General features: G+C 73.5%; 16 protein-coding genes. 4 read left to right on the top strand and 12 right to left on the bottom strand.

The window, feature by feature from the left end; genetic code table 11:
* Nucleotides 1-8: 8 nt before the first annotated feature.
* From BM064_RS00765 to BM064_RS00730, 8 genes are all read right to left on the bottom strand, one after another.
* On the bottom strand, nt 9-1,493 hold the full coding sequence (locus tag BM064_RS00765) for an amidohydrolase family protein (protein WP_092856849.1): 1,485 nt from the start codon (nt 1,491-1,493) through the stop codon (nt 9-11).
* 26 nt (nt 1,494-1,519) lie between these two features.
* Entirely contained in the window at nt 1,520-2,266 is a 747-nt protein-coding gene (locus BM064_RS00760; protein WP_092856846.1) for a GntR family transcriptional regulator, read from the bottom strand.
* A complete protein-coding gene (locus BM064_RS00755; RefSeq protein WP_092856843.1) occupies nt 2,263-3,705 on the bottom strand; it encodes an amidohydrolase family protein in 1,443 nt (480 codons plus the stop codon). Before BM064_RS00755 ends, BM064_RS00760 begins: the two co-directional genes overlap by 4 nt.
* Complete coding sequence (locus tag BM064_RS00750) at nt 3,702-4,529, bottom strand: ABC transporter permease (RefSeq protein WP_092856839.1); 828 nt, start codon at nt 4,527-4,529, stop codon at nt 3,702-3,704. The genes BM064_RS00755 and BM064_RS00750 overlap by 4 nt, the downstream gene beginning before the upstream one ends.
* Entirely contained in the window at nt 4,526-5,395 is an 870-nt protein-coding gene (locus tag BM064_RS00745; RefSeq protein WP_092856836.1) for an ABC transporter permease, read from the bottom strand. Before BM064_RS00745 ends, BM064_RS00750 begins: the two co-directional genes overlap by 4 nt.
* A complete protein-coding gene (locus BM064_RS00740; RefSeq protein WP_092856833.1) occupies nt 5,392-6,486 on the bottom strand; it encodes an ABC transporter ATP-binding protein in 1,095 nt (364 codons plus the stop codon). The genes BM064_RS00745 and BM064_RS00740 overlap by 4 nt, the downstream gene beginning before the upstream one ends.
* Before the next feature lie 19 nt (nt 6,487-6,505).
* On the bottom strand, nt 6,506-8,110 hold the full coding sequence (locus tag BM064_RS00735) for an amidohydrolase (protein WP_092856830.1): 1,605 nt from the start codon (nt 8,108-8,110) through the stop codon (nt 6,506-6,508).
* A 188-nt stretch (nt 8,111-8,298) separates the two neighbouring features.
* Complete coding sequence (locus tag BM064_RS00730; protein ID WP_177236100.1) at nt 8,299-9,468, bottom strand: ABC transporter substrate-binding protein; 1,170 nt, start codon at nt 9,466-9,468, stop codon at nt 8,299-8,301.
* A 241-nt stretch (nt 9,469-9,709) separates the two neighbouring features.
* On the opposite strand from BM064_RS00730, the gene BM064_RS00725 reads away from it, so the two are divergent.
* Nucleotides 9,710-10,801 carry an ABC transporter ATP-binding protein gene (locus BM064_RS00725; RefSeq protein ID WP_092856824.1) on the top strand — a complete coding sequence of 364 codons (1,092 nt, stop codon included), beginning with the start codon at nt 9,710-9,712 and terminating at the stop codon, nt 10,799-10,801.
* A 94-nt stretch (nt 10,802-10,895) separates the two neighbouring features.
* Here the strand turns inward: BM064_RS00725 and BM064_RS00720 are convergent, their stop codons facing one another.
* The 3 genes from BM064_RS00720 to BM064_RS00710 all read right to left on the bottom strand — a co-directional run bounded on the left by BM064_RS00720 (nt 10,896) and on the right by BM064_RS00710 (nt 14,574).
* Nucleotides 10,896-12,602, bottom strand: a complete 1,707-nt coding sequence (locus tag BM064_RS00720; RefSeq protein ID WP_092856821.1) for an ABC transporter permease — start codon at nt 12,600-12,602, stop codon at nt 10,896-10,898.
* A complete protein-coding gene (locus tag BM064_RS00715; protein WP_092856818.1) occupies nt 12,602-13,570 on the bottom strand; it encodes an ABC transporter substrate-binding protein in 969 nt (322 codons plus the stop codon). Before BM064_RS00715 ends, BM064_RS00720 begins: the two co-directional genes overlap by 1 nt.
* 110 nt (nt 13,571-13,680) lie before the next feature.
* Nucleotides 13,681-14,574 (bottom strand): LysR family transcriptional regulator, encoded by an 894-nt coding sequence (locus tag BM064_RS00710; protein WP_092856815.1) that lies wholly within the window; start codon nt 14,572-14,574, stop codon nt 13,681-13,683.
* A gap of 99 nt (nt 14,575-14,673) precedes the next feature.
* Here BM064_RS00710 and BM064_RS00705 point away from each other — a divergent pair, with 99 nt between their 5' ends.
* The gene (locus tag BM064_RS00705) at nt 14,674-15,225 is read left to right on the top strand and encodes a carboxymuconolactone decarboxylase family protein (RefSeq protein ID WP_092856812.1); all 552 of its coding nucleotides are present in this window, start codon (nt 14,674-14,676) and stop codon (nt 15,223-15,225) included.
* A gap of 56 nt (nt 15,226-15,281) precedes the next feature.
* The gene (locus BM064_RS00700; RefSeq protein WP_092856809.1) at nt 15,282-15,746 is read left to right on the top strand and encodes a nuclear transport factor 2 family protein; all 465 of its coding nucleotides are present in this window, start codon (nt 15,282-15,284) and stop codon (nt 15,744-15,746) included.
* An 81-nt stretch (nt 15,747-15,827) separates the two neighbouring features.
* Here BM064_RS00700 and BM064_RS00695 read toward each other — a convergent pair whose 3' ends face one another.
* On the bottom strand, nt 15,828-16,850 hold the full coding sequence (locus tag BM064_RS00695) for an AraC family transcriptional regulator (RefSeq protein ID WP_092856807.1): 1,023 nt from the start codon (nt 16,848-16,850) through the stop codon (nt 15,828-15,830).
* Nucleotides 16,851-17,044: 194 nt separating this feature from the next.
* Here BM064_RS00695 and BM064_RS00690 point away from each other — a divergent pair, with 194 nt between their 5' ends.
* Nucleotides 17,045-17,887 (top strand): isochorismatase family protein, encoded by an 843-nt coding sequence (locus BM064_RS00690; protein WP_245779011.1) that lies wholly within the window; start codon nt 17,045-17,047, stop codon nt 17,885-17,887.
* Nucleotides 17,888-17,944 lie beyond the last annotated feature (57 nt).

Genomic DNA, 17,944 nt, shown 5'->3' with positions numbered 1-17,944 from the left:
TTTGAAAATCACTGCCCGGCGGGGCGGTTGTGGCCGCGGATCGGGAACACCGGCGGCATCGCCGCGTCGGCGCTGCGCCCGGCCCAGTCGCGGGTGTGCACGAGGTCCATCGAACGCTTCTGCGCGGCCTCGACCCTCACCATGGCGCTGTCGTAGTCGATGAAGATCGCCCGGCCGTCCTCGACCACCTTGCGGCCGTCCACGTAGACGTCCTTGATCGGCCGCTCCCCGCCCGAGAAGATCAGGGCGCGCACCGGGTCGCGCAGGGGGCGCAGGGAGGCGTGGGTGATGTCGACCAGCACCAGGTCGGCCTTCGCCCCGGGCTCGATCTTGCCGATGTCGTCGCGCCGCAGGGCCTTGGCGCCGCCGACGGTGGCGGCGTGGAACAGCATCTCGGCCGTGGGCTTCGCCGCGTTGCCCGAGATCGTGCGGGCCACGTAGATCGCGGTCTTCAGCTCCTCGACCATGTTCTGGGGGTGGGTGTCGGTGCCGATGGTCATGTTCACCCCCCGCTCCACGTAGGACGAGAAGTGCTGCAGCGAGATCCCGCGCCGCACGAACACCGTCGGGCAATGCGCCACCGAGGCCCCCGCGTCCGCGATCAGCCCCAGGTCGTCAGAGGACGTCGTCCAGCCCACCTGCGGATGGCTGTCGAGGAAGATCCCGTGGCCGATCAGCGTGCGGTCGTTGAGGATGCCGATGTCCTGCATCCAGCGGATGGGCGTCACGCCGTGGCGGCGGATCATCTCGTTGAACTCGATGACGCCCTGGGCAGCGTGGATGGTGAAGGGAAGGTCGCGGGCCTCCGCCTCCTGCATCGCCTCGCGCAGCAGGCCCTCAAAGCAGGTGTCGATCTGGCTGGGCGAGACCACGCCGGAGACGCGGCCGGAGGGGTGTTTCGCGGCTTCGTCCAGGCAGGCCATGGCGGCGCGCATGGACTCCTCGCCGCGTTTCTCGTCGAGCTCGTAGTAGACCGAGTGGCCGTTGGAGGTCTTCCACGGGCCGTTGCGGAACATGGGCGCGGCGAAGGCGCGGATGCCGGTGGCGGCGAGGCCGTCGAGCCAGCCCTCATGGGCGAAGGAGATGTCGCAAAGGGAGGTCACGCCGGACTGGAGGAGTTCGGCCAGCGCCACCTCGGTCGAGGCGCGCATGCCCTCCTCGTCGATCTCGAACAGGGTCAGGAACTCGTAGAGCGAGCTCATGTAGAACTTTGGAGAGTAGACCTCTTCGGTCAGGCCCTTGAGCATCGTCTCGAAGCTGGGGTGGGAGTGGACGTCGACGAAGCCGGGCATGACCATGCGCTCTCGCCCGTCGATCTCCTGGTCGACCGCGCCGGTCCAGGTCCCGTCGGCCGAGAGGATCCGGTCGCCCTGGAAGACCACATCGACGCCGCGGGCGTATTCGTGCCGGCCGGCCTCGGCGTTCCAGACCACCGCCCAGGCGGCGTTGCGGATGACGGTGATCGGGGCCTCGGGGGCGGTGGGGTCGGTCATGCAGGCTCCGGTCTGGGGTCTTGGCGTCAGGAAAGCTCGAGGCCGACGTAGCGGGCGAAGGCCTCGATATGGTCGTGGAAGGCCTCGGCGAAGCGGCCGGCGGCGGGTTCGTCGCCCGCGGCCACCGCCTCGCCGATGCGGATGTGGAAGGTGGTGATCTCGGTCGGGTCGAAACGGTCGGTGCGCTGGTAGTTGGCCAGCCAGAACCTCCGCGAGATCGCGTAAAGCGGCACGATGGGCGCGAGGAACGGGTTCGCCGCGCTCTCCAGCAGCAGATCGATGAAGGCCCGGTCGTGGCGCAGCACCGGCACGTGGTCGGCCTGGCCGCGCATGCGGCGGAACTCGGCGGCCATGGCCGTCAGGCGCTCGGCCTGCTCGGGCGTGCGGCGGCGCGCGGCGGCGCGGACCATGGCGACTTCGAGCGCCCGCCGCGCCTCCAGCGCGCGCAGCTGGGTGTGCACGTCGATCTCGCAGACCACCATGCCGCGGCGGGGGCGGTTCACCAGGATCTTGTCCGAGGCGAGCCGCTGCAACGCCTCGCGCACCGGCGTGCGGCCGATGCCCAGGCGCTGGACCAGCGCGGGCTCCGAGACGCGGGCGCCCGGTTCCAGCTCCATGGTCACGATCAGGTCCTCGATGGCGCGGTAGGCGCGGTCGGCGAGGCTTTCGTCGGCGTCCTGGGGGCGAGGGGCGGCGGGCTTGCGGGGGCCGGGGGCCTCGGCGGGGCCGGCGTCCAGCTCCGAAGGGTCCAGCTCCGAGGGGGTCTCGCTCATCTCCACGCCTCCAGGCTCGGGGGGGAGAGCGTATCGAGCCGCCGTCCCGCCCAGTCTCCCGGTCCGACGCGGTCCCACACGCGGGCCGCGGCCGCACGCGCCTCGGCGACGATCCGGGCCCGGTCGAGGCCCAGCACGGCGCGGTCGCGCACGACCCAGCGGCCGTCGATCATCACATGGGACAGGTCCTCCGGCTCCGCCGACCACACCAGCATGCGCACCGGATCGCGGCAAGGCGCCGTGGTCAGCCCGTCGAGCCGCCAGACGCAGAGGTCGGCCTTCGCCCCCGGCGCGATGCGCCCGAGGTCGTCGCGCCCCAGCACGCGGGCCGGGGCGAGGGTGGCTGCCTCGAACATCTCGCGCGAGGTGACGCGGCGGGGCGAGCGCTCGTGCAGGCGCGCGAAGGCGGCGCCGAGGCGCATCTGGCTCAGGATCGACTGCGGCGCGGTGTCGGAGCCGAGGCACATCGTGACGCCCGCGTCGCGGTATCGCGCGAAGCTCTCCATCGCGTAGCCCCGCCGCCCGAACACCCAGGGGCAATGGGCGACAGAGGCGCCCGAGGCCGCGAGGATCTCCAGGTCCCGCCCCGGGTGCAGCAGGGCCGAGTGGCCGGCGGTGAAGATCACGTGGCCCAGCATGCAGCGCTCGGAGAGGAAGCCGAGACGCTCCAGCCACTCCAGCGGCGTCATGCCCTCGCGCGCCACCATCTCGCGCCACTCGAAGATCGCCTCGGAGACATGCAGCGCCACGGGGCAGTCGAGCCGCTCGGCCGCCGCGCGCGTCTCCTCCAGCAGGCGGGGCGTCGCCATGGCGACCTGCAGCGGCGAGAGGTAGCCGTTCAGGCGGCCGTCGGCGCGGCCCCGGATGTCCTCCACGAACCCGCAGGCGGCGCGGAACGCCGGCAACCCCTCGTCCTCGCGCCAGTCGATCGAGACGCGCTTGCCGTCCTTCGAGCCCCAGCGGGCCGAGCCGTAGCCGTTGGCGATCCAGGCCCTGATCCCGGCCTGCTCGGCGAGGTCGGCGACCTCCGCCCCCGCCCCCCAGCCGATCTCCATCACCGTGGTGGTTCCGGAGCGCAGCAGGTCGAGGATCGAGAGGGCGGCCATCGCCCGCTCCGCCTCCCGGTCCATGGCGAGCGCCATGGCGGGCAGGATCTCGGCCAGCGCGGTGAACTGGAACTGCGGCTCGCCCACGTCCTCGACCACGGTGCGGTCGAGGGGGGCGGAGGTCAGATGCGCATGGGCGTCGATGAAGCCGGGGGCGAGCAATGCGTCGCCCAGCTCGGTGATCTCCTCCGGCGCGGCGTCGGGCAGGCTCCCGCGCGGGCCGACATGGGTCACGCGGGCGCCCTCGACGACCACGAGCCCGTCGCGCAGGTGGCGATGCTCGCCGTGCTGGAAGGCGATGACCTGGTCGGCGGCGAGGATCGTGCGGCTCATCGGTCGCCTCCGGAGCGGGCGACGGCGCGCGCCTGGATGCGCGCCGCCACGAAGAACAGGGACACCGACAGCAGGATCACCAGCGTCGAGACGGCGGCGATGGCGGGCGAGATCTCGTTGCGCATGCTCTCCCACATCCGGATCGGCAGGGTGACGTTGCCGGGCGAGGTGATGAACAGGGCCACGATCATCTCGTCGAAGCTGGCGATGAAGGCGAAGACGGCGCCGGCCATCACGCCGGGCTTGATGATCGGGAAGGTCACCAGCCGGAAGGTCGACCAGCCCGAGGCGCCGAGGTTCTTCGCCGCCTGCTCCAGCCGCGGATCGAACCCCGCCAGCGCCGCGGTGACGTTCACCAGCACGAAGGGCGAGGCGAGCGTCGCATGCGCGATGGCGATCCCGATGGGCGAGCCCACCAGCCCCAGCGGCGCATAGAAGAAATAGACCCCGATCGAGACGATGATCGCCGGCACCACCAGCGGCGACAGCAGGAAGGCCGTGACCACCGCCCGGCCGGGGAATTTCGCGCGGGCGAGGCCGAGGGCGGCGGCGGTCCCCAGCACGGTCGCCAGGATCGCGGCGACCACCGCGATCCAGATCGACAGCCACGCGGATTCCAGCCAGCGGGCGGTGGTGAAGAAGTCGGCGTACCAGCGCAGCGACCAGCTCTCGGGCGGGAAGCTCAGGAACTCGGAGCCCGAGAAGCTCAGCGGGATCACGATCACCACCGGGAACACCAGGAACAGCGCCACCAGCAGGGCGACGGCGCCGAGGGCGACGCGGGCCGGCAGGCCGGCGGAGAGACGCAGGGCGCGGGCGCTCATTTGCGGCCCCCCATGGCTTTGCCGAGGTCCACGAAGCGCGAGGCGACGGCGACGATCAGGAGCGTCAGAACCAGCAGCCCGCCCGCGTAGGCCGAGGCGAGGTCCCAGTTGTAGAGGTCCACCTCCTGCGCGATCAGCATCGAGACCATCATGTCCCGCGGCCCGCCCAGCAGCGCCGGCGTCACGTAGAAGCCGATCGACAGCACGAAGACCACCAGCGCCCCCGCGGCGACCCCCGGCAGCGACAGCGGCAGGATCACGTGGCGCAGGACCGAGGCGGTCGAGGCGCCCAGGTTCTCGGCCGCCTGCACCAGCCGCCCGTCGATGCCCTTCAGCGCCGCGTAGATCGGCAGGATCATGAAAGGCAGCATGATGTGGATCATGCCCACGTAGACCGCGAAGGTGGTGTTGAGCATGCGGATCGGCGCCTCGATCAGGCCGAGGCCGCCCAGCGCCCCGTTCACCAGCCCCTCGCGCCCCAGCAGCACCATCCAGGCGTAGGAGCGGATCAGGATCGAGCTCCAGAACGGCGCCAGCACCGCCGCGATGGCGAGGCGCGCGAGCCAGGGCGGGGCGAGGGCCGCGAAGAGCGCCAGCGGATAGCCGATGACCAGGGTGGCCAGCGTGCAGACGAAGGCGATCTCGAGCGTGCCGAGGAACACCCGCTGCGCCACCTGGTTCTCGATCGCCGCGAAGAGGGGCGCCCAGTCCCCCTCCCCCGCCGCGCGGGCCAGCATCATCGCCACGGGCGCGAGGTAGAAGACGCCGAGGAACGCGATCAGCGGCAGCGCCAGCCAGGCGGGCGTGGCGGCCCGCGCGCGCAGCGCGCCGAGGCGGGCGGGGGCGAGGGGCTCGGCGAGGCTCATGCCGCGCGCCCGTCGACGAAGCCGCGCATGGCCGTGGTCGCCCAGTGCAGGCGCACCCGCTCCCCCGGCCGGTGGCCGCCCGAGAGGTCGGCGAGCGGCTGGTTCACCTGCACCGCCTCGCCGGTGTCGAGCGCGGCGAGGTAGACGCGGCGGTCGCCCACGAAGGTCGTCTCGCGCACCGTGGCGAAGACGGCGACATGGGCGGGGGGGACGGGGGCGTCCTCGTCGGCGATGGCGATCCGCTCGGGGCGGATCGCGATCTCCAGCGCGCCGGCGGCGGGGCCCGCGCCCGGCCAGGGGGCGACGACGGGACCGAGGCGCACGGCGCCCGGGCCCTCGGGCACGGCGGTCAGGGCGTTCGACTCGCCGAAGAAGGCGGCGACATAGGTGTCGGCGGGGCGGTCGTAGATGGTCTCGGGCGCGTCCACCTGCAGGATCGCGCCGTCGCGCATCACGCAGATGCGGTCGGACATGGTCAGCGCCTCCTCCTGGTCGTGGGTCACGAACAGGACCGTCAGGCCCAGCCGCGCCTGGATGCGCTTGATCTCCGCCTGCAGCGTGGCGCGCAGGTGCTTGTCGAGCGCGCCCAGCGGCTCGTCCATCAGCAGCACCGGCGGCTCGAACACGATGGCGCGGGCCAGCGCCACGCGCTGCTGCTGGCCGCCGGAAAGCTGGCTCGGCAGGCGGTCGGCGAGATGCGCCAGCCCCACGATGTCGAGCATCTTCGCCACCGCCGCCTCGCGCTCCGCCTTCGGGCGGCCGCGCATCCGCAGCGGAAAGTCGACGTTCTCGGCCGCGGTCATGTGGGGGAACAGCGCGTAGCTCTGGAACACCATGCCGATGTCGCGCTTCGCCGGCGGCATGGCGTCGACGGTCCGGCCGCCGACGGCGATGCGGCCCTCGGTCGGGGTCTCGAACCCCGCCAGCATCATCAGCGAGGTGGTCTTGCCCGAGCCCGAGGCGCCGAGCAGGGAGACGAACTCCCCCGCCGCGATTTCCAGGTCGAAGCCGCGCACCGCCCAGGAGCGGCCGTAGCGCTTGCCGACCCCCTCGAAACGGACGGGGGCGCCGAGGCGGCTGGGGTCGGTCATGGGGCTCTCTCCGGTCGGGTCAGCGGAGGTCATGGACGATCTCCCCGCCGATCACGGTCATCTCGCAGCGCGTGTCGCGCAGCGTCTCGGGCGGGATCGCGAGCGGGTCGCGGTCAAGGAAGATCAGGTCGGCGAGCATCCCCGGGGCCAGATGGCCCTTCAGATGCTCCTCCCGCCCCGCCCAGGCGCCGAGACGGGTGCAGGCGACGAGCCCCTCCTCGACCGTGCAGGCCTGGGAGGCGTCCAGGTCCTCGCCCCCCGCCGCGCGGCGGTTGACCAGCGACCACAGGCCGAGGAACGGGTTCTCGTCGCAGACCGGCGCGTCGGAGTGGATCGGCGCCGGCACGCCCGCGTCGATAAGCGCGCGCATCGGCCAGAGCCGCGCCATCTCCGCCGGCCCGCGGGCGGCGAGATGGGCGGCGCCGAGGTCATGGGCGAAACCCGCGGCGGTCGAGGCGACGATGCCCGCGCGCTTCAGCCGGCCGACGGCCTCGGGCGTGACGGCGCAGCAATGCTCGATCCGGGCGCGGTGGTCGGCCACGGGGAAGCGCTCCAGCGCCGCCTCGAAGGCCTCGATCACGAAATCGACGCCGCGGTCGCCCATGGCGTCGACGCAGACCTGGAGGCCGGCGCGATGCGCGGTCTCGACCTTCTCCACCAGGTCGTCGCGGTCCATCAGGATGCGGCCGCGGTTCCCGGGCTCGCCCTGGTAGGGCGCATGCCAGGCGGCGGTGCGGGCCGAGGTGGCGCCGTCGGCCACCCACTCGACCCCCGTCAGCCGCAGCCGCTCGTCGCCGAGGCCCGAGCGCATCCGCGCCCCCAGCAGCCCGCGCCAGAAGCCCTCGTCATGGCCGTTGGCGATGACGCCGACGCGCAGCTTCAGCCCGCCCGCCGCATGCAGGCGCTGGTAGGCGGCGAAGCCCGCGGCCTGCGTCGTCGAGTTCTGGATCGAGGTCACGCCCAGCGCCGCATAACGGGCCAGCACCCGCTCCATCCCCGCGAGGAAGTCGTCGTCGGTCTGCGCGGCGCCGGCATGCTCCACCAGCATCCGCGCCGCCCGGCCCTCGACCAGCCCGGTGGGGCGGCCCTGGCCGTCGCGCTGCAGCCGGCCGAAGGGGGGATCCTCGGCGGCCTCGGTCCAGCCCATCTCGGCCAGCGCGGCGGAGCTCGCCAGCGCCACCAGCGAGCAGCGGCGGTAGATCAGCGCCGGCCGCCCGCCCACCGCGGCGTCGAGCTGCGCGCGCGTCGGCCAGCCGCCCATGGCGAGGTCGTCGAAGCGGAAGGCGCAGATCCGCGCCGACTGGGGGCGCGAGGCGGCCTCGGTCGCGATCAGGCCCAGCAGCGCCTCGCGCCCGTCGGGGGCGGCCTCGGCCAGGTCCAGCCAGCGGCCCATGCGCACCGCCTGCATGTCGGCGTGGCAGTGGCTGTCGACGATGCCGGGGATCGCGGTCCGCCCGCCCCCCTCGATCACCGGCGCGCCCGGCGCCAGCGCGCGCATCTCGGCGGCCGCGCCCATGGCCGCGATCCGCCCGCCTGAAAGGGCCAGCGCCTCGACCCGCTCTCCGGGCCGGCGGAAGGTTCGGATGTCGGCGTCGAGCACCAGCGCGTCGATGGGAAGGGCCATGGATCGGTCCGTTCAGGAGAGGAGCGCGCCGCCGCCCCGTTCGCCCGGCCGCAGGGAGACCCGGCCGGGCGATGGGGGGGGCGGGACGGCGGCGCGAGGCGGGAGGGACGCCGCGACGCCCCCGCGCCCGTGGGAGGACGCGCGCGGGGGCGTTCGGCGGGCGCCCGGGCGGCGCCCTCCCGGTCGGGTCAGCCCAGCATCATCGCGTTGAACTTCTCGATGACTTCCGGCCGGTTGGCCGCCCACCACTCGAAGTCGTACTGGACCATCCGGGACATGTTGGCCGGCGCGGTCGGCAGGTTCGCCAGCGTCGCCTCGTCCAGCAGGTCGGCGGAGTCGACGTTGGTGAACCCGTAGGGCAGCAGCTTGGAATACCGCGCCTGCGCCACCGCCGAGGACGAGAAAGCCACGAACTTCTGCGCATTCGACAGGTTCGGGCAGCCCCTGGGCAGCAGCCAGGCGTTGGAGATCAGCGAGCCGCCGTCCCACAGGATCTCCAGCGGCTGCCCCTCCATCTTCGCGGCATGCACGCGCCCGTTCCAGGCGGTGACGAAGGGGGCCTCGTTGTCGAGCAGCATCTGCATCGGCTGGGCGCCCGACTCCCACCACTTCACCACGCCCGGCTTCACCTTCTCGAGGCTGGCGACGGCCCGGTCGATGTCGAGCGGGTAGATCCCCTCGGCGCTCGCGCCGTCGGCGATCAGGGCGCCGACCAGCTCGGGGATGTTGCCCTTGGTGGCGATGGGCATCGAGCGGCCGCCGGGGAATTTCTCCAGGTCCCACATGTCGGCCCAGCCGGTCGGCGCGCTCGCCCAGGCGTCGGTGCGATAGGCCAGCATCTGCGCGAAGGGCACGATGTCGACGCCGTGGGAGGAGCGGTAGTTGTCGGTCACCCCGTCCTCGACCAGCGAGTAGTCGATCTCCTCCAGGTAATCGCCCTGCTTGAGGAACTCGAGCATCGTGCCGCGGCCGATCTGGCAGACGTCCCACTGCACGGTGTTGGTGTCGACCATGGCGCGGACCTTCGCGGGATCCGGCCCCACGGCCTCGACCACCTTGATGCCGCAGAGCTTCTCGAACGGCTCGAACCAGGCCTTGCGCTGCATCTCGGTCCCGATGCCGCCCCAGGTCACCACCACCACCTCGCCCGAGCCCTTCCAGGCCTGCGGGATCTCGCCGAACTGGGGCAGGTCGGACTCCGCCTGCGCCAGCAGATGGCGCGGGAGGGTCGTGGCGGCGGCGAGCCCGCCGATGGCCCCGCCGAACAGCTTGAGGAAGTCGCGGCGCGAGGTCGGCGGGGCGATGGCGCTGGCGCGCAGCCGCGCGAGGGCCCGCTGGCGGTCGAGATCGTGGCTCATGGGAGGTCCTGTCGGGAGAATCGGTGTCGGGTCTTGGCGACTCGAAAGGTACGGACCTCTCAGATGCGCCGCAACAAAATATACGATCTTTTGTAGATCGCCTATGAACTCGGTTTTCCTGCATTCGCGATCCGCGACATGGTCCCCCGCGGGCGGCTGCGCGCTTTCCCCGCGCCCGGGGCGCGCCCCGCCTGTGCTAGGGCGTGCCCGCGACTGCGGGAGAGGCTGCGGGAGAGGCGGCATGGCCGAACTGACGATCACGGGCTTGGGCAAGCGGTTCGACGACGGCTCGCGGGCGATCGCGGGGCTGGACGCGACCATCCGCGACGGCGAGTTCTTCGTGGTCCTGGGCCCCTCGGGCTGCGGAAAGTCCACGCTCTTGCGCCTGATCGCGGGGCTGGAGACGGCGACCGAAGGAACCATCGCCTGCGACGGGACCCCCTGGTCCGGACCGGGCGTGCACCTGCGGGCCGAGGATCGCCGGGTGGGCTTCGTCTTCCAGTCCTACGCCCTCTGGCCCCACATGACGGTGGCCGAGAACGTCGCCTTCCCCGCCGAGGCCGCCGGCCGTCCCCGGGCGGAGCGCGAGGCGCTGGCCGCCCGCTGCCTCGAGACCGTGGGCCTGACGCCCCATGCCGCCCGCCGCCCCGCCGAGCTCTCGGGCGGGCAGCGGCAGCGCGTGGCGCTGGCGCGCGCGCTCGCCTCGGACGCGCGGGTGGTGCTGATGGACGAGCCGCTGGCCAACCTCGATCCCCACCTGCGCGCGGCGATGGAGGAGGAGTTCCTGCGCGTGCACCGGGTGGGCGGGGCCACCACCCTCTACATCACCCACGACCAGCGCGAGGCGATGGGCCTCGCCGACCGGATCGCGGTGATGATGGACGGCCGTTTCGCCCAGGTGGCGGCGCCGGACGAGCTCTACTGGCGCCCGAACTCCGTCGACGTCGCCCGCTTCGTCGGCCGCGGCGCCCTGCTGCCGGCGACGCGCCGGGGCGGGCTCGCGACCGTCGAGGGGTTTCCCGAGATCCCCCTGCGCGACGGCGCGCCCGACGTCCGCCCGGTCCCCGACGGCCCCTGCGGCCTGTTCGTGCGCCCCGAAGAGGTCGCCCTCGGCGCCGGCGGCGCCCCCGCCCGCGTCCTGCGCGCCACCTACCGGGGCGGCGTGCGGGAGCTGACGCTGCGCACCGACGAGGGGCTGGAGGTGGAGGCGCTCGCGACCGGTCCCGTCGCGCCGGGCGAGCGCGTGGGCGTCTCGATCCGCTCCGGCTGGCCGCTGCCGGCGCCGGAGCTCGCCGCCCTCGCCCCCGCCGCGCGGGAGCGGGCCGAGGCCTGACGGCCTGGGCGCCCCGCCCGCTCCGCGGGCGCCCCGGGCTCGACCCGCGGCCTCCCGCGGCCGGCCGCGGGCGCAGTCCTCAAGCGTCCGCCCCTCAGTCCCGCCAGGGGATCGCCCCCGCCGGCAGGCGCCGGCCCAACCGGGTCAGCGCGATCATCAGCCCCGCCGTCGCCGCCACCGTCACCGTCGCCATGGCCGCGGCGAGGGAGGTGTAGCCCCCGTCCTCGTAGTTGAAGATCGCGGTCCCGATGGTCTCCGATCCCCGCGACCACAGCAGGGCCGAGACGGTGACCTCGTTGTAGGCGGTCATGAACACCAGGATCGCCCCCGAGGCCGCCGAGGGCAGCACCGCCGGCGCGAAGATCCGCCTCAGCCGCAGCCCCAGCGAGGCGCCCGCCACCCGCGCCGCGTCGTCGAGGCTGGGGTCGAGCTGCGCATAGGCCGCCGCCACCGGCTTCAGCGCCACGGTCAGGAAGCGGATCAGGTAGGCGAAGAAGATCACCGTGACCGTGCCGTAGAGGCTGACCCCCAGCCCCGGCAGCGGGGCCACGAACACCAGGATCAGCGCGATCGACAGCACCAGCCCCGGCAGCGCATAGGCCACGTCCGCCATCCCCGAGGCGAGCCCCGGCAGCGGCCCCGCCCCGCGCGCCCGCGCCACATGCCCGAACACCACCGCGAAGAGGCCGAGGACCAGCGCCGCGCCCCCCGCCGCGAGGAAGGAATTGGCGAAGGCCCGCCCGGTGGCGGCCTGGCGGAACAGCACCTCCTCGAAGTTCTCCAGCGTCACGGTATCGGCCGTCAGGGTCACGCCATAGGCCCCCACCAGCGCGGTCGAGACCAGCGAGGCCAGCGGCAGCGCCAGCGTCGCCAGCACCACCAGCGCCAGCCCGGCCTCGGCGACGGGCCGCCCCGCGCCCAGGTCGAAGGCGAGCGGTCGGGAGGGGGGGCCGATGCTCTCGGCCCGCGCGCGGCCCTCCAGCCGCCGTTGCAGCAGGGCCGCGAGCAGCGCCACCAGCGCCATGACGCAGGAGAGCACGGCGACCTCGCCCAGCACGCCGGGGCCGAAGGACGACAGGCGCTGGTAGATCAGAACCGGCAGCGTGGTGTAGCCCGCCGGAATGCCCAGCAGGGCGGGAATCCCGAAATTGCCCAGCCCCGAGACGAAGGCGAGCATGAAGGCGGCGGCGAGATGCGGCGCCAGCATCGGCGCCAGCACCCGGCGGAACAGCCGCCCCGGCCGGGCCCCGGCGATGCGCGCGGCCTCCAGCGCCTCGCGCGGGAGGGCGCGCAGGCCCGCGCGCACCAGCAGCATCGCCAGCGGCGCGTGCTGGATCGCCAGCAGCAGCACGATGCCGCCGGAGGAATAGAGCGGATGGGTCGAGCCCAGCGGCGGCGCGACGCCCAGCGTGCGCAGCAGCACGCTCGACGGCCCCAGCGACTGGATCCAGGCGATCGCCGTCACATGCGGCGGGATCATCATCGGCACCAGGATCAGGAACACGAACCCGGTCTTGAACCGCACGTTCGTCAGCCCCAGCAGCAGCGCGTAGAGCGTGCCCAGAACCAGCGCCAGCCCGGCGGAGAGAAGCGAGGTCTCGAGGCTGCGGCGCAGGGCGCGCAGGACGGTCTCGTCGCCCAGCGCCTCGGCCAGGGGGCCAAGCGAGGCGCCCTGCTCGCCCGAGAGCCCGGCCGCCATCAGCCGCAGGAACGGGCCGCCGACGAGGGCGAGCACCAGCAGCGAAAGGGCGGCGGCCCCCAGGCCGCCGCCCTTCAGGTCCCAGGAACGCGCCTGCGCCATCAGCCGCCGAAGATCTCGGTGAACTTCGCCTTGTTGGCCTCGTCCTCGGCCAGCGCCTTCGCCGGGTCGAAGTCCATCAGCGTGATGGTGTCGCGCGCGGGGAAGCCCTCGGGCGCGGGGACGGAGGCATCGGCGGGCAGGTAGCCCATCTGCGCGGCCAGCTCCTGGCCCTGCGTCGACAGCAGGAAGTCGATGAAGGCGCGCGCCGCGTCGGGGTTCTTCGCGGTCGAGAGGATCGCGGCGGGCTCGGTGACGGCCGAGACGCCCAGCGGCGGGAACACGAAGGCCACCGGCGCGCCCTTCTGCGCCTCGCGGATCGGCAGGAAGTCGACGATGATCCCGCACAGCTTCTCGCCGCCGGCCACCGCCTTCATCACCCCGCCGTTGCCGCCCTGCGCCACCGCGCCGGTGTCGGCGAGCTTCTGGTAGTAGTCCCAGCCCAGCTCCGGGTTCGCGGTCAGCGCGGCCATGTGGATCGTGGCCGCGCCCGAGGTCAGCGGCGAGGGCATCGCCACCTTGCCCGCGCAGGGCCCCTCGACCAGATCCGCCCAGGTCTGCGGCTTCGCCTCGGAGCGGGTGTTGTAGACGATCCCCGAGGTGATCAGCTTGGTCGAGAACCAGGTCTTCTCGTCGTCGTAGAGCCCGCGCGCGAGGCCCGAGACGTCGGCCTCGGGGTAGGGCATCAGGCGGCCCTCGGCCTTCAGCCCCTCCATGGTCGCCGAGTCGGCGATGAACAGCACGTCGGGCTGGGGGTTCCCGGCTTCGATCTCGGCGCGCAGGCGGGCCATGATCTTGGTGGTGCCGTCGCGCACCCAGTCGACCTGGACCTCGGGGTTCGCGGCCATGAAGGCGTCGATCGTGGCCTGCGCGTCCTCGTTGGGCTGCGAGGTGTAGACGACCAGGCTTTCCGCCTGCGCGGCGAGGGGGGCGGCCGCCAGGACGGCGGCGGCGATCAGGTGGCGTCTCATGGAGGCTCCGATGTCCGGATTCGTCAGGAACCCGCTTCGTATCGCGATCATGTTGCAGTCCTGTGTCGGTTCGGCGCCGGGGCCGCAAGCGAAACCTCCGCGAGGCGCCCTCACGCCGAGCGCAGCCGCGCCTCCAGCCGGGGGCCTGCGAAGTCGAGGAAGGCGCGCAGCTTCCGCGCCCGCCGCCCCGGCGCATAGAGGATGTGCACCGGCCAGGGCGTCGGCTCATGGGGCTGGAGCACCCGCTCGAGCCGCCCCTCGGCCAGCGCCGCGGCGGCCTGGTAGGACAGGACCCGGGTCAGCCCGGCCCCGGCGCAGGCCGCGTCCAGCGCCGCCTCGGCGGTGTTGACCGCAAGGCGCGAGCGGATCGCGACGCCCCGGTCCTGCGGCCCGAAGCGCCAGCGGTCGGGGGCCATCAGGGCGGTGAAGGTGATGCAGTCGTGGCCCGCCAGGTCCTCCGGCGCCTGCGGCCGGCCGCGGGCGGCGAGGTAGGCGGGGCTCGCCACCACCACCCGGCTCACGGCGCCGAGGCGGCGGGCGCGCAGCTCGCCCAGCGGCGGCTCGCCCACGCGGATGGCGGCGTCGAGCGGCTCCTCGCCCAGGTTCGCCGGCCGGTCGCCGAGCGCGAGGCGCACGTCGACCTCGGGGAAGGCGGCCAGGAACTCGGTCACCACCGGGATCACGTGCAGGCGGCCGAAGACCACCGGGGCGGTGAGGGAGAGGACGCCGCGCGGCGAGGCGAACTCGCCCGCCGCCGCGCGCTCCGCCTCCGCCAGTTCCTCGAGGATGCGCCGGCAGGCCGCCACGTAGTCCACGCCCGCGTCGGTCAGGGTCAGCCCGCGGGCGGAGCGGCGCAGGATCTGCGCGCCCAGCCGCGCTTCCAGCTCCGCCACCCGGCGCGAAACGGTCGCGAGCGGCTGGCGCAGGGCCCGCGCCCCGGCCGAAAGGCTGCCTGCGTCCACGCAGGCGACCAGCGTCGCCATCGCCTCGTATCGATCGGTCATGCTCTCGGTTTCCGGGAGGAAGGTTCCCGAAACTGGCCTCTGCCGCGGCGGAATGGAAGGGGCCATCTCGCCTGACATCGCAACCCGATGGAGGCACCCATGTCCCGCATCCCCGTCCCCGCCACGATCGACGACGCCCCCGAGGCGGCCCGCCCCGCCCTGCGCCAGGTCGAGGCGCAGCTCGGCGCCGCGCCCAACCTCTTCCGCCTCGTCGCCCACAGCCCCGCCGCGCTGGAGGGCCATCTCGGCATGTTCGGCGCGCTGTCGAAGGGCCGTCTGCCGGCGGCGACGCGCGAGCGGATCGCGCTGGCGATCGCCCAGCTCAACGGCTGCGGCTACTGCCTGTCGGCGCATGCCTATCTGGGGGCGAACCTGGCGAAGCTGAGCGCCGAGGAGATCGCCGCCAACCGCCGCGGGCGGTCCACCGACCCGCGCGCCGACGCGGCCGTGCGCTTCGCCGTGGCGGTGGCCGAGGCGCGGGGCCGGGTCTCCGACGCCGCGCTCGCCGAGGTGCGGGCGGCGGGCTACGACGACGGCCAGATCGTCGAGATCGTCCAGCACGTCGCCTTCAACACCTGGACCAACTACCTCAACGAGCTCGCCCGCACCGAGATCGACTTTCCGCAGGTCTCCCTCGACCAGGCCGCCTGATCGCCCCTCCGGCGGCGGGCGCCCCCCGCCGCCGGCTTTCCAAGGAGCCGCGCCCCATGCCCCGCCCGCCCCTGCCCCCGTTCGACGACGCCTCCGCCGCCCTCAAGGCGCGGATGGCCGAGGACGCCTGGAACGCCCGCGACCCGGAAAAGGTCTCGCTCGCCTACACCCCCGACAGCCGCTGGCGGAACCGCGGGACCTTCCTGCGGGGCCGCCCGGCGATCGTGGCCTTCCTCGCCGACAAGTGGCGGCGCGAGCGCGAGTATCGCCTGATCAAGGAGCTCTGGGCCTTCTCGGGCGCCCGCATCGCCGTGCGCTTCGCCTACGAATGGCGGGACGCCGAGGGGCGCTGGGTCCGCTCCCACGGCAACGAAATGTGGTCCTTCGACGCCGAGGGCCTGATGGCCGAGCGCCACGCCTCGATCAACGACCAGCCCATCGCCGAGGCCGAGCGCCTGTTTCGCTGGCCCCTGGGACGGCGGCCCGACGACCACCCCTCGCTGAGCGATCTGGGCCTGTGAGGCGCTCCGCCCCGGCGGCGGGGCCGGCGGAGCGGCTCTGTCGCGGGCTGCGCCCGCGAGACGCCCGCCCGCCGACCCCGCTCACGACGCCTGCGCCCCCTCCCGCCAGGCGCGCGGACTGCGCCCCGACCAGCGCTTGAAGGCCCGGGTGAAGGCGCTCTGCTCCGAAAAGCCGGTCAGGAAGGCGATCTCGGCCAGCGAGTAGCGCGAGCCCGCGACCAGTTCCTGCGCCAGCCGCCGCCGCGCCTCGTCGACCAGCGCCTGGAAGGTCAGCCCCCGCTCGGAGAGCCGCCGCTGCAAGGTCCGCGCCCCCATCCCCAGCCCCGCCGCCACCTCGGCGAGCGAGGGGGCCCCGTCGCTCAGCCGGGCGGCCGCCGCCTCGATCACCCGGACTTCCAGGTCGCGCCCCTCCGCCTCGGCGCGCGCCTCGCGCGCCGCCAGCTCCCGGTCGACCTGCCCGTGGATCCAGCGCCAGATCGCGAGATCCCCCACCGCGCAGGGCCGGTCGACATGGGCGGTCGAGAACTGCATCCCGTCCGCCTCCGCCCCGTACTCCGGCGCGACCCCGAACAGCGCCTCCAGCGCCCCCCGCGTGCCGAGCGGCGGATGGCGGAACTGCACGCGCACCGGGCGCAGATCGGGGCCCGTCGCCTCGCGGAACAGGGTCACGAAGGTCGCCAGCGCCCCCTCGCTCGACAGCCACGCCCCGGGGCGCGCCGCCTGCGGGCTGCGATGGACGAAGCCGTAGACCTCGCCCAGGTCCTCGAAGGCGAAGGTCGAGGCGCTGTTGAACCGAAGCGCGTAGCGCGCCTGGCGCTGGAAGGCGTGGCGCAGGGTGGGGGCGGACTTCAGCGCCAGCCCGATCGCTCCGAACTCCTCGCAGCGCATGGCCGCGCAGACCGTGGTCAGGAAACGCACGTCCGGCGCCTCGCTCTCGGCGATGGCTTCGAGCAGCGCGAAATAGGCATCCGGCGCCACCCAGGCCTCGGGGTCCTCCGCGGCCTGCGGCGTCAGGCCGGCCAGGACCCACAGGGCGCGCTTGTCGGCGATCCGCTCCGCGGCCGCGATGTGCTTGCGCACGAACAGCGCCGAAATGGCCGCCATCGCCCCATCCCCTCGACCGCCCGGCCGCGCCCCTGCGGTCGCCGACGGTCCCCGGATGCAACGTTCATCGGCCTGGCGCGCCGGGTCAAGACTTCGTCACGCAGGGTCAAGACCCGCCCCGCGCCCGCGTCCTATCCCGATCCCGCCCGCTGCGCCGCCCCGGCCGCAGCCCCTCGCAAGGAAGGACCCGGACCATGTGGAGAATGAGAGATCAGGCCAGCCGCCTCGCCCTGGCCGCCGCGCTGGGCGTCGGCCTGGTCAGCGCCGTCGGCCTCGCGACGCTCGAGCGCGCCTGCGCCCAGACGGCCGCCGCCGCCCCCTCCCGCGCGGTGACCGCGACCGCGCCGGCGGCGAACGACGGCCTCCCCCGCCCCGGGTTCGAGATCGCGCCCGGCGCCACCGCCCTGGTGGTCACCGACCCGCAGAACGACTTCCTGTCGCCGCAGGGCGTCGCCTGGGGCGTCGTCGGGCGGTCGATCACCCGGAACGGAACGGTCGAGAACCTCGCGGCGCTGTTCGCCGCCGCCGAGGAGACGGGCATGCCGGTCTTCATCTCGCCCCACTACTACTACCCACACGACCACCGTTGGACGTTCGAGGGCGCGCTCGAGACGGTGATGCACGGGCTCGGCATGTTCGACCGCCCCGGCCCGCTGAAGATGGAGGGGTTCGAGGGTTCGGGCGCCGACTGGCTCGATCGCTACAAGCCCTTCATCGAGAACGGCCGCACGGTGGTGACCAGCCCCCACAAGGTCTACGGCCCCGACAGCAACGACCTGGCGCTGCAGCTGCGCAAGGCGGGGATCTCGAAGGTGATCCTGGGGGGCATGTCCTCCAACCTGTGCACCGAGTCCCACATGCGCGCCCTGATCGAGGCCGGCTTCGAGGTGATGGTCGTTTCCGACGCCACCGCCGGCGCGATCACCGAGCACTACGACGGCTACGCCGCCGCGCTGACCAACTTCCGCATGATCGCCTCCGACGTGGACGCGACCGCCAACGTGACCGTGGCGATCCGCGCGGCCCACGGCCTCTGACCCTGTCCGGGTCCGAGACCCCGGACCCGGCGCCCGACCCCGGAGACCCGTCCCGGG

The organism is Albimonas pacifica (assembly GCF_900113695.1).
GTDB lineage: Bacteria > Pseudomonadota > Alphaproteobacteria > Rhodobacterales > Rhodobacteraceae > Albimonas > Albimonas pacifica.
Note: the sequence above shows the minus strand (reverse complement) of the source record. Positions and strands in the feature narration are given on the sequence as shown.

Bases quoted from the DNA above. Each gene is read 5' to 3' on its own strand.
- BM064_RS00765 (WP_092856849.1), bottom strand. From the start codon at position 1,493: ATGACCGACCCCACCGCCCCCGAGGCCCCGATCACCGTCATCCGCAAC.
- BM064_RS00760 (WP_092856846.1), bottom strand. From the start codon at position 2,266: ATGAGCGAGACCCCCTCGGAGCTGGACCCTTCGGAGCTGGACGCCGGC.
- BM064_RS00755 (WP_092856843.1), bottom strand. From the start codon at position 3,705: ATGAGCCGCACGATCCTCGCCGCCGACCAGGTCATCGCCTTCCAGCAC.
- BM064_RS00750 (WP_092856839.1), bottom strand. From the start codon at position 4,529: ATGAGCGCCCGCGCCCTGCGTCTCTCCGCCGGCCTGCCGGCCCGCGTC.
- BM064_RS00745 (WP_092856836.1), bottom strand. From the start codon at position 5,395: ATGAGCCTCGCCGAGCCCCTCGCCCCCGCCCGCCTCGGCGCGCTGCGC.
- BM064_RS00740 (WP_092856833.1), bottom strand. From the start codon at position 6,486: ATGACCGACCCCAGCCGCCTCGGCGCCCCCGTCCGTTTCGAGGGGGTC.
- BM064_RS00735 (WP_092856830.1), bottom strand. From the start codon at position 8,110: ATGGCCCTTCCCATCGACGCGCTGGTGCTCGACGCCGACATCCGAACC.
- BM064_RS00730 (WP_177236100.1), bottom strand. From the start codon at position 9,468: ATGAGCCACGATCTCGACCGCCAGCGGGCCCTCGCGCGGCTGCGCGCC.
- BM064_RS00725 (WP_092856824.1), top strand. From the start codon at position 9,710: ATGGCCGAACTGACGATCACGGGCTTGGGCAAGCGGTTCGACGACGGC.
- BM064_RS00720 (WP_092856821.1), bottom strand. From the start codon at position 12,602: ATGGCGCAGGCGCGTTCCTGGGACCTGAAGGGCGGCGGCCTGGGGGCC.
- BM064_RS00715 (WP_092856818.1), bottom strand. From the start codon at position 13,570: ATGAGACGCCACCTGATCGCCGCCGCCGTCCTGGCGGCCGCCCCCCTC.
- BM064_RS00710 (WP_092856815.1), bottom strand. From the start codon at position 14,574: ATGACCGATCGATACGAGGCGATGGCGACGCTGGTCGCCTGCGTGGAC.
- BM064_RS00705 (WP_092856812.1), top strand. From the start codon at position 14,674: ATGTCCCGCATCCCCGTCCCCGCCACGATCGACGACGCCCCCGAGGCG.
- BM064_RS00700 (WP_092856809.1), top strand. From the start codon at position 15,282: ATGCCCCGCCCGCCCCTGCCCCCGTTCGACGACGCCTCCGCCGCCCTC.
- BM064_RS00695 (WP_092856807.1), bottom strand. From the start codon at position 16,850: ATGGCGGCCATTTCGGCGCTGTTCGTGCGCAAGCACATCGCGGCCGCG.
- BM064_RS00690 (WP_245779011.1), top strand. From the start codon at position 17,045: ATGTGGAGAATGAGAGATCAGGCCAGCCGCCTCGCCCTGGCCGCCGCG.